14 protein-coding genes and 2 pseudogenes are annotated in these 14512 nt (G+C 69.7%); 6 read left to right on the forward strand and 10 right to left on the reverse strand.

Translation table 11 applies throughout. The features are described 5' to 3' along the window. Positions 1 to 94: 94 nt before the first annotated feature. From ACFVX4_RS32230 to ACFVX4_RS32240, 3 genes are all read right to left on the reverse strand, one after another. Positions 95 to 637 carry a hypothetical protein gene (locus ACFVX4_RS32230; protein ID WP_389984081.1) on the reverse strand — a complete coding sequence of 181 codons (543 nt, stop codon included), beginning with the start codon at positions 635 to 637 and terminating at the stop codon, positions 95 to 97. Positions 638 to 1123: 486 nt separating this feature from the next. After that, a complete protein-coding gene (locus ACFVX4_RS32235; RefSeq protein WP_389984084.1) occupies positions 1124 to 1396 on the reverse strand; it encodes a hypothetical protein in 273 nt (90 codons plus the stop codon). Continuing rightward, on the reverse strand, positions 1294 to 1575 hold the full coding sequence (locus ACFVX4_RS32240; protein WP_389984241.1) for a hypothetical protein: 282 nt from the start codon (positions 1573 to 1575) through the stop codon (positions 1294 to 1296). The genes ACFVX4_RS32235 and ACFVX4_RS32240 overlap by 103 nt, the downstream gene beginning before the upstream one ends. A gap of 521 nt (positions 1576 to 2096) precedes the next feature. On the opposite strand from ACFVX4_RS32240, the gene ACFVX4_RS32245 reads away from it, so the two are divergent. Together ACFVX4_RS32245 and ACFVX4_RS32250 are read left to right on the forward strand one after the other, a co-directional pair. Further along, a complete protein-coding gene (locus ACFVX4_RS32245; RefSeq protein ID WP_389984087.1) occupies positions 2097 to 2696 on the forward strand; it encodes a hypothetical protein in 600 nt (199 codons plus the stop codon). Between the two features lie 638 nt (positions 2697 to 3334). Next, on the forward strand, positions 3335 to 3778 hold the full coding sequence (locus tag ACFVX4_RS32250; protein WP_389984090.1) for a nuclear transport factor 2 family protein: 444 nt from the start codon (positions 3335 to 3337) through the stop codon (positions 3776 to 3778). A 338-nt stretch (positions 3779 to 4116) separates the two neighbouring features. Here the strand turns inward: ACFVX4_RS32250 and ACFVX4_RS32255 are convergent, their stop codons facing one another. Both ACFVX4_RS32255 and ACFVX4_RS32260 read right to left on the reverse strand, forming a co-directional pair. Next, positions 4117 to 4353 (reverse strand): helix-turn-helix domain-containing protein, encoded by a 237-nt coding sequence (locus tag ACFVX4_RS32255; protein ID WP_389984092.1) that lies wholly within the window; start codon positions 4351 to 4353, stop codon positions 4117 to 4119. Next, entirely contained in the window at positions 4353 to 4937 is a 585-nt protein-coding gene (locus ACFVX4_RS32260) for a DUF2975 domain-containing protein (RefSeq protein ID WP_389984095.1), read from the reverse strand. Before ACFVX4_RS32260 ends, ACFVX4_RS32255 begins: the two co-directional genes overlap by 1 nt. A gap of 150 nt (positions 4938 to 5087) precedes the next feature. On the opposite strand from ACFVX4_RS32260, the gene ACFVX4_RS32265 reads away from it, so the two are divergent. Beyond that, a complete protein-coding gene (locus ACFVX4_RS32265; protein WP_389984098.1) occupies positions 5088 to 5489 on the forward strand; it encodes a hypothetical protein in 402 nt (133 codons plus the stop codon). A 266-nt stretch (positions 5490 to 5755) separates the two neighbouring features. Here the strand turns inward: ACFVX4_RS32265 and ACFVX4_RS32270 are convergent, their stop codons facing one another. Next, complete coding sequence (locus ACFVX4_RS32270) at positions 5756 to 6715, reverse strand: ketopantoate reductase family protein (protein ID WP_389984101.1); 960 nt, start codon at positions 6713 to 6715, stop codon at positions 5756 to 5758. A gap of 202 nt (positions 6716 to 6917) precedes the next feature. Between ACFVX4_RS32270 and ACFVX4_RS32275 the strand changes: the two genes are divergently transcribed. Beyond that, positions 6918 to 7850, forward strand: a complete 933-nt coding sequence (locus ACFVX4_RS32275) for a LysR substrate-binding domain-containing protein (RefSeq protein WP_389984244.1) — start codon at positions 6918 to 6920, stop codon at positions 7848 to 7850. 1155 nt (positions 7851 to 9005) lie between these two features. On the opposite strand, the pseudogene ACFVX4_RS32280 reads toward ACFVX4_RS32275, so the two are convergent. From ACFVX4_RS32280 to ACFVX4_RS32295, 4 genes and pseudogenes are all read right to left on the reverse strand, one after another. After that, a pseudogene (locus ACFVX4_RS32280) lies at positions 9006 to 9497 on the reverse strand (universal stress protein); the annotation flags it as partial. 5 nt (positions 9498 to 9502) lie between these two features. Beyond that, positions 9503 to 10759 carry an SLC13 family permease gene (locus ACFVX4_RS32285; RefSeq protein ID WP_389984247.1) on the reverse strand — a complete coding sequence of 419 codons (1257 nt, stop codon included), beginning with the start codon at positions 10757 to 10759 and terminating at the stop codon, positions 9503 to 9505. A 285-nt stretch (positions 10760 to 11044) separates the two neighbouring features. Next, positions 11045 to 11893, reverse strand: coding sequence for a class I SAM-dependent methyltransferase (locus tag ACFVX4_RS32290; protein WP_389984104.1), 849 nt, complete (start codon positions 11891 to 11893; stop codon positions 11045 to 11047). Positions 11894 to 12468: 575 nt separating this feature from the next. Then, positions 12469 to 12874: pseudogene (locus ACFVX4_RS32295) on the reverse strand (sigma factor); the annotation flags it as partial. Positions 12875 to 12960: 86 nt separating this feature from the next. Between ACFVX4_RS32295 and ACFVX4_RS32300 the strand changes: the two are divergent. Both ACFVX4_RS32300 and ACFVX4_RS32305 read left to right on the forward strand, forming a co-directional pair. Then, entirely contained in the window at positions 12961 to 13176 is a 216-nt protein-coding gene (locus ACFVX4_RS32300) for a hypothetical protein (protein WP_389984107.1), read from the forward strand. 389 nt (positions 13177 to 13565) lie between these two features. Beyond that, positions 13566 to 14501, forward strand: a complete 936-nt coding sequence (locus ACFVX4_RS32305) for a LysR family transcriptional regulator (RefSeq protein WP_389984110.1) — start codon at positions 13566 to 13568, stop codon at positions 14499 to 14501. Positions 14502 to 14512: the final 11 nt, after the last annotated feature.

The following is a 14512-nucleotide window of genomic DNA, read 5'->3' on the forward strand; positions in this document are numbered from 1 at the left end:
GGACGGCTCGACGGACTCGGCCTCGGTCACGTTCTCACTGGTCATCGATGCATCTTCCTTGATCAGGAGTTACACCGATCGTTTTACAGTCCCCCTAGGGGTGGTAGATCTCCTGCATGGCAGTGATCTGGCGCTGGCCGTTGAGACGGTAGTAGAAGTGCGGGCTGTTGGTGAGTTTGTGGTTCACCAGCCACTTCGGGGCGACCGACTTCACGGTTGTGGTGTCGATATCGCTGAAGACCTTGACAGAGGCGCCTGCGGCGAAGACATACGACCGGGCCGCTCCCGTTGGGGTGTAGACGACGTCTTCGTCGTTCTCCGTGTTCACGCTGCACGTCTCCGGGGTGACGCGAACGACGATGCTGCCGTGGACGTTCTTGGCGGAGTCCAGCTCGAAGAAGTGCTTGTACCCCGCGGGCAGGTAGCACGGCTGCCAGGCCGTAGCCCCCGTGGCCCTGGCCTGCGCGTCGGCGGTGGTGGGCGTAGCCGAACCGCGGGTGACTGTACCGGCCGTGGTGGACACGGCCGCGGTGCTTGCCGCCGGGTTCGGGCTGGCGCCGGAAGGCCCGCCCGCGGCGGCGAGGAGCGCGGCGGCGGAGGTGAGGACGACGGCGGCGGAGACATAACGGTGGTTCATGAGCATCCTCTGCGACGAAGATTGGCTGACACCAAGGGAGATACCGGACCATAGGTAAGGGTTTCACCGACCGCCGACCGTGACCGCACAGTGACAACCGTCACACCGCGGAGACAATCGGCCGGCCCAGCACTCCTGGACCGGGGCGCCCTGCCGCCCGCCCAGAAGCGGATGGCGCCGATCCCTGCCTCTGTGGTCGCCGCCACCGTCACCGCAGCCGCGGTTGACCTGGCCCGGCTCGACGCCTGGGCCGGGGACAGGCTCAGAACCCGGACCCGTACCTCCCGCCTGGCAGCACTTCGCCCCGCCGAGCATCAAGTCGACTCGACGGGGCAAATTGACCAACCGCATCTCTTACCGGAGTGCCCGGCCTTCGGCCGGTCCGTCAGCGGCCGGCTTGCCCTGCCGGCCAGGCCGCCGCGCGAGTCCGCACCCCGAGTCAGATGCTGAGGCGACAGGAGCACCGGCAGTGGCCGGTGCGGCTGATCAGTCAGCGGGCTCGAAGCGGCCGAGCCGGTAGGCGACGGAGCTGGTGCCGGACAGACCGACCCGATCGCCGATCTGCCGGGAAGAAGGGCTCTCACCGGTCTCGGTGATCCGGCCCGGGATCGTGCGCAGGATCGCTTCCTGCCGGGCGGACAGGACGTCCGGCAGGGTTATGCCGCTCTCGTCCCGCGCTGCTCCTGGCAGTGAGCGAGCCGCCGCAGCTCGACCCGGGCAGCAGGCGTGCCGGGCGGGGTGGACCAGAACGGATGCCACAGCAGGTAGACGGACAGGTCCAGGAGGCGGCGGCGCAGGGCGGTGGTGTGGCGGGGGCCGGGTGCGGCGAGCTGCCGATAGGTGGCGAGCCAGTCGCGCTGGGCCCGGACCAGGTCGTCGGGGAAGGGGGAGGCCGTACCCCAATTAGAGCACTTGTTCGATTTTGTGTGCGACTCGATCCGCGGCACTCCGCACGGACGGATGACGTCGCCGGGCGGCCGGTGCCGGCCTGATCGCATGACTGGACTACCGCGGCGACGGGTGCCGGGTGTACGGATCCCGCTACGACGACCCGACCCCTACGCGCGGCCCGACCACGAGTACGTCGAGCTCGTCGGCGGGGCCCTGGACCCGCTCGTCGACGTCACCCACTGGACACCTGAGAAACGGGCCACCGGGGCCACGCTGATCACGAACGGGATCACGAACGGGAGCACGTACAGGAGCGCGTACGAGGGGCAACGACCGCGCCGACTCCGAGGCCCGCCCCGACGAGCCCGGCCGATGGGACTGGGCCGGCGACATCCCCTGAACCCGCTCGCCCTCCGCTTCCTGCCCTCGCCATAGGGTGATCTCCCACCCTGTCCCTCTGCTACCTGGAGGAGTGCATGCACGACACCCTTTACGACCAGCCGCCCCGCAGTCGTCTTGATGCCGGTGAACTCGGAGTGACACTGCCCGCTCAGTTACCGGAGGCGTCATGACTCAGGCCGCCCGTTGGGGGCACTGGCGCCCGCAGTTCCGCTCCGGCGAAGCGGTGAAGCGCGTCCGGGCCTGGAACCGGCGCGTGGCCTGCCCGAACTGCAACGCGACCATCGGCCGCGCCTGCCGCACCGCCGCCGGCCATCCCACCGACCACCACCGCGCACGCCGTGACGCCGCAGGACCGCCTCCGTACGAGGAATGGCGGAAGGAAGGACTGTTCCAGACCCCCGGACCGGCATCGATCCCGGCGATCCTCGTGGACAGCCACACGAGGTGCACCGATTTCCGCATCGACCAGCCCCTCGGTGACGCCGTGGCGATCGTCTCCCACGTCCTGGCAGACCGGCTCGGCATCAGCCTTGGCGACGAACCCGCCCTCGACCGGCTTGATGACGCGGCCCGTGCTCTGGCCCTCGCACGTGGGCCCATGGGGAGCGCCGATCTGGTGACGGTCCTAGCCATGCAGGTGGCCGTCCTCGCCAGCACCATCGCCGGGCCGCACGGCGACCCGGAGGCGACTTTCACCGGCCTGTTCCGCGACCAGGTCGACCGTGTGCGCCGACAACAGAACCCGCCGAAGAGTACCTCCGAGTAACCGACTGGTCCCAAGCGGCAGTCACCCAGGCTGCCTTCACCCAGCAGCAGGTACCGCGCCCTCTCCGAACAGCGGCACGTCGGCCGCACGACGGCGCTCCGCACCCCGACACCGGGCGTGGGCAGGTGGCGCCGTCAACCACCGCCCCGCCGGGCGGGGCCTCCACTCGCTCGTACGGATGGCGGCACGGATCCGGCGAACCCGGCCGGGTAATGGCCGAGCTGGCGAGCACGGGCACAGGCACGGGCACAGGCACAGGCACCAGCACAGGCACAGGCACCAGCACAGGCACAGGCACCAGCACCAGCACCAGCACCGATGGGAGCCGCACATCACCAGCCTGCTCTGACCTTGTTCTTTAGCCGAAGCAGCGGGGACGGTCCCTACCGCAAGGCCCAGATCTGGGGTCGGTACCTGAGGGCCGAGCCGGTACGCGAAGGGTAAGGATGCCGCAGCGATCCCTGGGGCAAGTCATGTTGCCGTGCTCGAATCGTCCGTCGAGCCAGGCCGTGTATCGAAAGTGGATCTTGGCGATGCACCGGCCCTACTTCAGAGGTAATCGTCTCGGCCTGCCTGCGCCGGCAGAATTGGCGATCTCTCCGCGTCGGAGGACGCGGACCAGGACGGAGAGGTCAGCCATGTCCATAGCCGCATCTACGAACACGCGCACTGTGGTCGAGGAGTTGCTGCGCAGAATCGGCGAGGGCGACCCCGAGCGCATCGCCGAACTGTATGCCGAGCAGGGCGATTGGAAGCTCAACTGGCCGGAGACCGAGCACGGCCGTACTGCCACGCCGTGGATCCGTCACCGGTCCACCCGGGCCGACGCGGCCGCCCACTATCGCGAGCTTGCCGAGCACCACTTGCCGGAGCACGTGGCGACTGAGGTCGAGCGCATCCTCATAGACGGAAACGACGCGGTCGTGCTCGGCGAGATCCGCCAGACCGCCCGGCCCACCGGACGTGCGTATCGCGCGCGGTTCTCGCTGCATCTCACCATCGAAGACGGCCTGGTCACCCGGCACCATGTCTACGAGGACAGCCTCGCCGTCGCCCAGGCATTCGACGAGGAGCATCGGTGAAGGCCCACCAGGTCACTTGCGAAGATGCTGCCCACAGCCACTCACTGATAGCCGCTACGAGGCCAGTGGCCTCGTAGCGGACGGCGAGTCTCTCGTAGCGGGTGGGTATCGCCCGGTGCCTCTTGAGGCGATTGATGCCGCACTCCGAACAGGCCGCACCGTAAGGCAATCGGCCGGGTAGGAGTGCACGGCATCGTCGGCGCGCGGACCGGTGCGGGGAGAGTGAGTCTTCGCCAACTTGAAGGCGCAGGTCAAAGGGCTGGCGTGACGGTCTTCCGGGTGCTCCCGTTGGTCGTGGGCGGCAGTCTGCGGGGTAGATCGTCCGTCAGAGTGGTCGGCTATAGACCCGGCTTGGCGGGGTCGTGGGTGATCAGGTCTCCCGGCTGGCACCGCAAGACCTCGCAGATCCTCGACAGGGTCGAGAAGCGGATGGCCTTGGCCCGGCCGTTCTTCAGTACGGACAGGTTGACGACGGTGATACCCACCTGCGCGGACAGCTCGGTAAGTGTCATGCCGCGCTCGGCGAGAAGGTGGTCGAGGTGGATCCGGATCGCGTGAGGTTCCTCTTCGGGCATCAGATGGTCCCTTCGAGGTCCTCTCGCATGCGCACGCCCTCACGCATGATCCTCCCCATGATCACTGCGGCGAGGCCGGCGAGGACAAGCACCAGCGGCCCGGAGACCGTCGGCTCAGAACCCACGATCGGTGCCATGCTCCCGACGAGCCAGGACTGCGACCAGCCGACGATGAGGCCCGCCAGCGGCGTGCCCACGGTGACGAACCAGCCGAGAACGGAGAGCCGTTGCGCCACCGCCTCGGTGAACGGCCCCTGCAGCAGGACGGCCTTGAGCACCCGGGAGAAGAGCAGCAGCGCGAACGCACCGAACAGCAGCCAGGGCAGTTCGCCACCGAGATCGGCGGCGCGCTGCCCCCCAGAGGGACTGTCCTGGCAGAGGCGCGTGGCACTGCTGGACACCTTCACGTCCGTGCCCACCGGCAGTGGGTCTGCCAGTGAGGCGTTGTGCCAGAAGTCCGTCTGCACGCAGACCGTCCCGTCGTCGAGCATGTGCGTGACCCCCGTGCCGATGAAAACGAGCCCGCAGAGCGCCGCCAGCGCAAAGGTCACCGAGGCCAGGGTCCTCGTGAGTCGCGTATTCATTGCATCCCTCCCCATCGATTTTCGATATGCCCAAGATAGAGGAGCATATCGATATTCGACAAGTACATGGCCGCTGTGAATGAGCCAACAGCTCGCCGACGAACGCGCCTCGGCCGTGCCGACACCCCCGGGCAGGTGGGCGGACGAGCGGTGACGCTGATCCCGCACCGCACGTCAGGCACGGAGGAGACCACACTCCCGCCGGACTACCAGCGCATTCTCGCCGCCGTGCAGAAGGCCGCCGGGCCGGTCATGGCCCGGCAGGTCGGCGACACGCTGGGAGTCGACGTCAGCATGCGGGCCAAGCTGGAACCGCTGCGCGGGAAGCTGGTCGGACCCGTCGATCGCGGCTGGCTGCGCGCCGGCCTGCGCGGCGAACAGGGCGATCAGCTCGTCGCGCCAGCGGCGGACGGAGGAATCGGACACGTTGTTCCCGCCGGCCATGTCGGCCAGGCGCTGGTCGTGACGCAGCACGGCCAGGACGATCACCGCGATCCGCCCGGGCGGCAGGATCCGCCACCTGAACCGTATCGCCTTCAGGTGGCGTCGTAGCAGGTCGGCGAGACGGTTGACGTGTGCGTGGACAGCGGCAGACGGCACTGGTAGATAAGCGGGGCAGGTGTCCTCGGCGCGTTCCTTGGTTCTCGTCACACAGTTCCAACGGCCGTCGGGGGCAACCCGGTTACGCCCGCGCCGCAGTGTTGAGGCTCTCTGGATTGGTTCTGACCTTATTTTCGTGAGTCCAAAGTCGGCTGGTGAGGTGTAGTCCCCGGCTTGCTCCCAGTGGACCCCGGCCGTGATCGCCGGGGCCTGCTACGTCAGGGATCTGATCGAGGACTGGGGGTGGTGGGGCTCAGTCGCCCTTCCAGTTCGGTCATCAGACGTGTCGTGAGCGGCACGTGGATGCCGTGTCGCTCTGCCGCTCGGAGCAGGGCTCCGCCGATCGCGTCGAGTTCCAGCGGGCGGCCCGCTTCCGCGTCGCGCTGCATCGACGATTTGCTGCTGGATGGGAAAGCGTCATAGCGCGCCAGGATTCGGGTGGCATCCGCCGGCCCACCGCAGGCCCTGCTGACAGCGGTGGTCTCCTCGACCAGGGCCGCCAGCTCCTTGCGTCGCTCGGACCGGATTTCGCCGATCGGCAGGCCGTAGCGGGTGGTGAGGAGTGCGAAGGGGGCCAGGAATGCCAGCTTGGCCCAAAGTACAGCGTTCTCGTCCGGGATGACGCGGGTGTCCGCGCCGGCGGCGGTGAGCAATGCGGCGAGCGGGATGAGGGGCTCGTGCCGGACGGCCAGGTCGATCTCGAGGAACGGGCTGCCGTGTTCGATGACGCCTGGGGCGGTGCGGGTGGACTCGACGCGGATCACGGCTGGTGCCACCCGTTCCGCACCGAAGCGTGCCTGCAAGGTGTTCAGGTGCTCGATGCCGTTGAGCAGGGGCAGAACGAGGCCGTCATTGAGGAGATGAGGCGGGATACGGTCGAGCGCCGCGTCGAGCGCGGTCTGCTTGACCGTCACCAGACACAGGTCGACGGGCTCACGCAGAACGGTGTCCGCCTCGACCGCAGCGGTGAAGTCGCCGAATTGCCCGCTGCGCACGCGGATGCCATCGCGGCGCAGGGTGTGTGCGGTCTCCTCGCCGGCGATGCAGATCACGCGGTGTCCGGCGCGGGAGAGCAGCGCGGCGAGCAGGCCACCGATCCCTCCGGGGCCGAGCACTGCCACCTTTGAGCGAGGCGGGACGAGACCGGAGCCGCTGATGAGCGGTGCGGTGTGGGGCATGGTGGTCCTCTCAGTTCATGGGTCGGCACCCGTCCCGCTGCCTCGGCCTCGTCCGGACATGGCAGGAGGGGCGGGACGGGTTGCCGCCTTGGGCCCGAGGTGATCATCGATGGGATACGAAAGGCAAGTCAATCCTCAGATTTCCTTAGGCACCCCCAAGGAAATTCTTAGGTGTGGGGTGGCCTACCTTGGTCTCGTGCCCATGACCTTCGAGGACCTGCGAATCTTCGTGGCGGTATGTCAGGCCGGAAGCCTGAGCGCCGTCGCCCGCGACCTGTCCTGCACCCAGTCCGCGGTCAGCCAGCACGTGAAACGGCTGGAACAGGCGACAGGGGTGCGGCTACTGGAGCGCCGGCCTCGGGGAGTCGTGCCCACTCCGGAGGGGCGTGTGCTCCAGAGCGCGGCCATGGAAGGAATCACCGGCCTGGACCTGGCACTGCGCCGGCTCGGCGAACTCGCCCGTGGCGAAGCCGGATCGGTGAGGGTGACGACTGGCGCCACGTCGGTGCGCCACTTCATGTCCGAGGCCGTTGTCGCCTTCCGTGAGCAGCATCCGGGGGCGGTCCTGGAGTTCCGGACGGAGACCTCCAGCAGGAGTTGCTTCGACGCGCTCGCCGAGGGTGCTGTCGATCTGGCCTGGGTCACTATCGGTCCTCCAGTGCGGGGCATCGAGCAGCGGCCCGTGGTGGAGCTGCCCTGGGTGCTGGCGGTCCGGGCCGACGATCCTCTCGCCCGCCGGACGCGGATTACGCCTGCTGACCTCTCCGGTGTTCGGCACATCCGGTTCCCGGAGGACTCCTCCTCCCGTACCCATGTGGACACGGCCTTCGCCCGCCTGGGCGTCCACCTCACGTCGGACACCGGTGTCGCCGACTGGGACACCGCCATCTTGCTGGCCGGACTCGGCGTCGGGCATGCGGTCGTCCCTGCCCTGCCCGGACAGGACTCCGCCGGTACGTCCGCTGGCCCGCTGAGGTTCCTGCCCCTCCCGGACCTGCCACCCCTCCCCGTCGGCTGGGCGGCCCGACGGTGGGAAGCACTCACCCCACTGGCCCGCTCCTTCGCCGACCTGGTCGGACAGCAGCGCGGGGCGGCCTCCGGGAACACCGACGTAGCAACAGTGGCCGGCGAGTGACCGGTCTTGGCCCAGTGAGGGCGGCATAACACCGGCTTTCGACCGGACAGCACACCGCAGGGTCCGGTGACGTTCTCCAGCAGCTCGCCTCATCGGCATCGGGGCCAGAACTCAGCGCCGAGCACGCCCAGTCCTTCGTACGGCGCAGGCGCAGGCACAGGCGCAGGAAGATCGCGCGCCGCGGCTCTGGGAATTCACGTAACTCCGGGCAGAGCCAATTGCAGGGAGCCCCAACAGCACCGCTCCGGGCAGCGGCATGCCTGGTCACATGCGGGTGGTGAACCGGCCGTCGGGCAATTTCCGCGACCAGCCGCGGTCGGCCAGTCTGACCAGCCTCCCGCGCAGCGGTTCCAGCCTGACCCGAACGCTGACGTCCACCCCCCTAGCATCTCGCCCACCTGCCGGGCCATGACCGGTCCTGCGGCCTGTCGCACGGCGGCAAGGATGCGCTGGTACTCCTCCTCCACGCCCGGCGTGCGCCGGCGAGTTGCTCGCTCACCCGCACAAGGACCCGTTCGGCGACAGCGATTTCGTCCCGCTCGGCCCGTACCTCCGCCAACTGCTCAGCCAGTTGTCTCTCGAGTTCGTCCAGTTCCGCACGCCGCGCGGTGATCCGTTCCAGCAGCTCGGGATCCAGCATGCACCGGATCGTAGAAGACCGGCTGGCCGCAGCGAGCAAGAACCGGCGAACTGACCGCTCCGTCAGACGATCTACTCCACAGACTGCCGCCCACGACCAGCGCGAGTACGACGCGGGCGCGGCCCCGGGAGGCCAAGCAGCAGGGCGGCCCCGGGCGGTCGGCCCGTGGCGGGCCGAGCGGCCCTGCCGAGTAGTGGTGAGCTGGCCCGCGCCGCGCGGCGTAGCGGAGTGGGCGGAGATGGTGGCACCTGCTCCGGCATGGACGGCGGCGGTCCGCGTTGCCGGGGCGAGGGAGGCGGCTGCGCGCTACACCGACTTAAGAGCAGGCAGTGGTCTCTTCTGTGCTCGATCGGACATTCCCGCCGCACCCGGGTCGGTGGAGGACCCCGGCCTGGTCGTGGCTAGCGGTGGTGCGGCGGGTGGGGTGGCGGTGGCTGCGGCGGTGGCGGCGGCGGTGGCGGTGGCGGTGGCGGTGGCGGTGGCGGTGGCGGTGGCGGTGGCGGTGGCGGTGGCGGTGGCGGTGGCGGTGGCGGTGGCGGTGGGATGGTGGTCGTACTGGGTGCGGTCTCCGGCCAGACCAGCAGGACGGGGCAGGGGGCGTGGTCGACGATGAAGCGGACGGCGGGGCCGAGGCTGCGGGGTCCCAGGTGGGTGCGGTCGCCGTCGCGGGCGAGGATGAGCAGGTCGGCGTCTTCTGCGGCAGTCACGACTTCCCGTTCGACGCGGCCCGAGCGTTCTTGCCGGGTACACGGTCGTCCCAGCCGCTCGGCCGCTCTGGCCAGGAGCTGTTCGGCGGAGGCGGCGGCCAGGTGTTCCACTGCGGTGCCGGGGTCGCGGTCGGGGCGTGCGCGGCCCAGCAGTCCGGCGTAGGCACCGTGCGCGGCGCCCGGCACCTCGTGGCCGGTGACGTGGAGCAGTACCAGGTCGGCGTCCGCGGGCGCGTGGGTTCGGGCGGCGTCGACGCAGGCGGGCCAGGTGCCCTCCACGATCCAGACGATGACGGTCACGGTGTTCAGCCTCCGATCGCTTGGAGCGAGACCCACAGTGCCACCACCGAGAGCAGCAGGGAGATGGGCACGGCGAACAGGCCGAGTCGGGTGAACTCGCCCAGGTCCACGTCGGTGTCGTGTTCGCGCAGGATGCGCCGCCACAGGAGGGTGGCCAGCGAGCCGGCGTAGGTCAGGTTGGGACCGATGTTCACGCCGAGGAGGACCGCCAGGACGGCACCCGGGCCGGTGGGGGCGGTCAGGGGCAGCAGGACCAGGACGGCGGGCAGGTTGTTGATGACGTTCGCCAGTACGGCTGCCAGTGCCGCGAGGGCGAGGAGGGCCGGGAGGCCGGTGCCGCCGGGCACCAGGTGGCCCAGTGCGTCCGCGAGGCCGTTGTCGACCACCGCCCGGACCACGATGCCCAGCGCCAGCACGAAGGCGCAGAACGGCAGGGCCGCGGCCCGGACGATCGCCGTGGGGGTGGTGCGGCGCTGGGCCAGGGCGCGGGCCGCCAGGACGGCCGCGCCCGTGGCCGCCGCCCATGCCGGGTTGATGCCGAGCGCCGAGGTCAGCACGAAGCCCGCCAGGGTGCCCGCCACCGTGAGCAGGGCGAACAGCGGCAGTTCGCGGGGCTCGTCGGTGGGCGGGGCCTCGGCGCCCGCGTCCAGGTCGGTGGCGAAGAAGCGGCGGATCACCACGTACTCGGCGCCGATGGCGACCATCCAGGGCAGGACCATCAGGGCGGCGAAGCGGGTGAAGGTCAGGCCGCTGGCGGCGAACGCCAGCAGGTTGGTCAGGTTGGATACCGGCAGCAGCAGCGAGGCGGTGTTCGACAGGTGGGTGCAGGCGTAGACGTGCGGTTTGGCGCGGGCGCCCAGCCGGGCGGCGGTGGCGAACACCACCGGGGTCAGCAGCACCACCGTGGCGTCGAGGCTGAGGACCGCGGTGATCAGTGAGGCGGCCACGAAGACGAGGACCAGCAGGCGGCGGGGGCGGCCGGCCGCTCTGCGGGCCATCCAGGCGCCGCAGGCGTGGAACAGGCCCTCGTCGTCGCACAGCTGGGCCAGGACCAGGACGGCCGCAAGGAAGCCGATCACCGGGCCCAGCCGGGTGGCCTCGGCCGCCGCGTGGTCGAGCGAGATCACGCCGGTGGCGATGACCACGCCGGCGGCGGGAACGGCCACGACCGCCTCCGGCCAGCCCCACGGCCGGATCACCGCGCAGGCCAGCACCGCCAGGAGCAGGACGATGGAGAGTGCTTCTGCGAGTGAGGCGTTCAGGGTCTGAGCCTTTCCGGAGTGGAATCCTGGCGCCGCAGCATGGGGAGCCGGGCAGCGGCACTGAGAAGTTCGGACCATCCGGCTTCACCCAAGTTGATCAGGGACACCGCGTGGACCACGTTGCCTCCTGGCCCACAGCAACGAGCCGACGGCCTGATGGCCGTCGGCTCGTCCACGTGCCCGTCTCGTCGTCGTAGCGAAACGGCAGCACCTTTACGACCAGGGCTGGAGCGATGGTTGGCCACTGCTCCAGGATGCTGCCACCGAAGTCAGCCATCTCCCACCTCACGCCCTGGGTCCGGTTCGCGCGCCGGGGAGGATCGCATCGGTTGGGCCGGTGCGGGACGAATGGGAGCGATGGCGGCGGGCGCGGGCCACGAGCAGCGGCTGGAAGAAGCCCGTCTCCTGCGGCATCCGCCACTCGGGGTCGACGAACCCGGCCTCGGCTGCGAGGCCGGCCAGTCGGTCCCGGCCGAGCGCCCAGTAGGTGGTACGGCGGACCTGGACGCGCCATTCTCCGCCTGCCGGAAGGAGTTGGAAGTGCTCCAGGTCGTAGTGCTCGCCGTCGTCGTGCCAGTGCCAGAGCTGGAAGGTGACGGTTCGTTCTTCTCCGTCGGCGCAGTCGACGTTCCTGTGGACTTGTGGAGGCGTCGAGGCCGGGTGGTCGCGCAGCAGGTCGTCGTAGTGGCGAGTGCTGACCAGCAGCAGGCCGTCGGGACGCAGCACGCGGCGCATCTCGGCCAGGGCGGCGTGCACATCCTGCTCGGTGAGCAGGTGGGGCAGCGAGTTGTCGGCGCAGACGACCGTGTCGAACCGGCCATCAGGAAACGGGAGGCGCCGCATGTCGGCGGCAGCCGTGCGCAGGCTCAGGTTCCGACGGGCGGCCTCACGGGCAGCGCGGGCTGCGGCGCGGGGGCTGAGGTCGGTCCCGGTGACCTGGTGCCCACGCAGCGCCAGGCCGATGGCCTGCGTGCCGATGCCGCAGGAACAGTCGAGGACCGCCGCGCGGTCCTGGCCGATCAGGGCGTCCAGAGCATCCCCCTGCCGGCGGATGCTCATATCCCAGTCCGGGTAGATCAGGTGGTAGTCGTCGGCCAGTTCGTCGTAGAAGTGCGCCACTGATGTCTCGGGCATGGCTGAGACTACCGTGCCTGATTCCCCGGAGGTGCCGGTCACCCCGGTGCCTCGACCCGCTCCGCACCGCTCTCTCGCCTGGGAGACCCACTGCGCGGCGGGGAGCCCCGCGCGAGGCAGACACCGGTCCTCGGCGTCACGTAATTGTCATGCTCTGTGGTTTCCCGACCTCTACCGCGCACCCGACCTCTACCGCGCAACGGATTGGCTGCACACCTGGCCGACAAGCTGTAAAGGTTCCGGGGCTTTCTCAGATCGCCGGAGCATTCATCGAGGCGCGAGTTGCGGCGGAGATGAGAATGCCGCGGGGCACCCGCGCTGCGGAGGCAAGGGCGCGACCCACCGGGTAGGCGTGGGCGCCTGCTGGGAGATCTCCGCGGCGCCCGCTGAGTACCACGTCGATGGAACCCGTGGTGCTGTGCGATTCTGTGGTTCGGTCCAATCGCCGAAGTGCTTGGCGGGCGACTGCCTCCGCGCTGTCGTACAGAGTGGTTCCGGTGGGCAGGCTCTGCAGAATCTCTTGTGCCACCAGGGGATAGTGCGTGCATCCCAGCACCACGGAGTCGCAATTCCGGGGGGTCCGCTTGGCCGCGTCGGCGGGCGCGGCTGGCGAGCTGCTTTGCGGCAGGCGTGGAGCGGTCCGCGATGGGGGCGATCTCCCTGAAGGGCACGGCGAAGACGTCGTGCAGCACGAAGGCAGCCCGCGCGTCCGGAGCCAGCCGATCCAGCACGACCAGAAATGCGCGTCCGCCCGATTCGGCCAGCACCGCCTCCTGCTCCGGGTCGCTGCCGGCACGGGGTTTCGAGTGGTCGTCCACTTGGATTGGCGACGCTGTCGACATCCGTGCGTGCCAGGCGCAGCCAGGTCTCCTGGACCGCATCGTCCGCCTCAGGCAGGGAACCGAGCATCCTCTGTGCCACCGCGTGCAGTCGATCGCGGTGGGTCTCGAACAGATCGGCAAGTCCGTCGTGCTGATCCACCTGTCACCTTCTTCGACTGCCAACCGTCACCACGATAGAGAACGCGGAACTGCGGGTGGCTCAGAAGGCCCGCACGAGCAGATGGGATGCTGCTGCTCCGCGCCGAAGGTCTGCACAGCTGCCCACAAATGGCGTGGTCGGTGTATCACCGAACCGTCGCCGAGGTCGTGTCGCCGCCGAAGGAGCTGATCCTTTTCGGCGGCCTGTCAGTCGGCTTCGAGGACGCGTCCGCGGCGTACGCCCGTATCGACCGCGCCCCACTCGCCGAGACCGTTACCTTCCTGGGCGGTGCAGGTTCTTAGCTGCGCAGCTTGTTGACCGCGTCGGCCACGCGTTTCCCGAACTGGGGGAGTTTCATGGGTCGTCCTCGTTCAGCCCGTTCGGGGAGGAGCTGGCCCCACGTCACTTTCGGGTCGGGTGAGCTGTCCTGTCAGGGCAGCCTGTGTGGTGCCGAGAGCTTGGGTTGCCTTTCCGAGTGTGGGGTGGGACAGGGCGGCAGCGAAGCGTTCGGCGGAACGTACGCCACGGCGGTGCCTGTCCGCTCGCCGCTCGCCGCTCGCCGCTCGCCGCTCGCCGCTCGCCGCCACAACCAATCCGCGATCGGAAGCATCAAAGCGAGCCCAATATCCAGGAATGAGACAACCGAAGGGCCGCCAACCACAACCATCGGTTGTACCCATAGGGTATCGGCATGGACCTCGACACCGTCCGGACCTTCGTCGCCGCCGCCGACGCGGGACAGTTCCGAGAGGCCGCCGCCGAGCTGGCGGTCACCCAGCAGGCCGTCTCCAAGCGCATCGCCGCGCTGGAGCGCAACCTCGGCGTGCAACTGTTCACCCGCACCCCGCGCGGCGCCGAGCTCACCATCGACGGGCAGGCGTTCCTGCCCCACGCGCGCGAGCTGCTGCGCGTCAGCGAGCGCGCGGTCGCGTCCGTGCGCACCGGCCGCCGCCCGCTGCGCGTCGACGTGATCGCCTCGCGCAGCGCGCAGTCGGGCCTGATGCGCGACTTCCACCGCGCGCACCCCGACATCGAACTCGACGTGCTGATGCTGTTCGACATCGAGGCGGCCGTCGCCGCCATCCGGTCCGGTGCGATCGACGCGTCCTTCCGCGCCGTCGCCGTGCCCGGCCGGCCCCTTCCCGAGGACATCGAGTCCGTCCGGGTGCTCGACGAGCCGCTCCAGCTCCTCACCGGGCCCGCCCATGCGTTGGCGGGCGCCCGGTCGGTGACCGTCGCCCAGCTCGCCGGGCACCGGATCTGGATGCCCGGCATCGTGCCCGGTACCGAGTGGGCCGCCTACTACGACGACCTCGTCGCCGAGTTCGGCCTCACCATCGAGGCGACCGGCCCCAACTTCGGCTCCGACGCGCTCCTCGACACGATCGCCGACACCCCGGCCCTGGCCACCTTCATGGGCGGGCAGACCCGCCTCATCTGGCCCGCCGACCACGGCCTGCGCCGCATCCCGGTGACCGACCCGATGCCCGTCTACCCGCACTCGCTCCTCTGGCACCGCGACAACCCCCACCCGGCGCTGGCCACCCTCCGCGCCCACCTCGCCGCCACAGCGGCCGGCCACGACGCCGCCGGGACCTGGACGCCGGGCTGGGTGATTCCGCGCTGAACGCCGCCGCG

It is taken from the genome of Streptomyces sp. NPDC058240 (assembly GCF_042882135.1).
GTDB lineage: Bacteria > Actinomycetota > Actinomycetes > Streptomycetales > Streptomycetaceae > Streptomyces.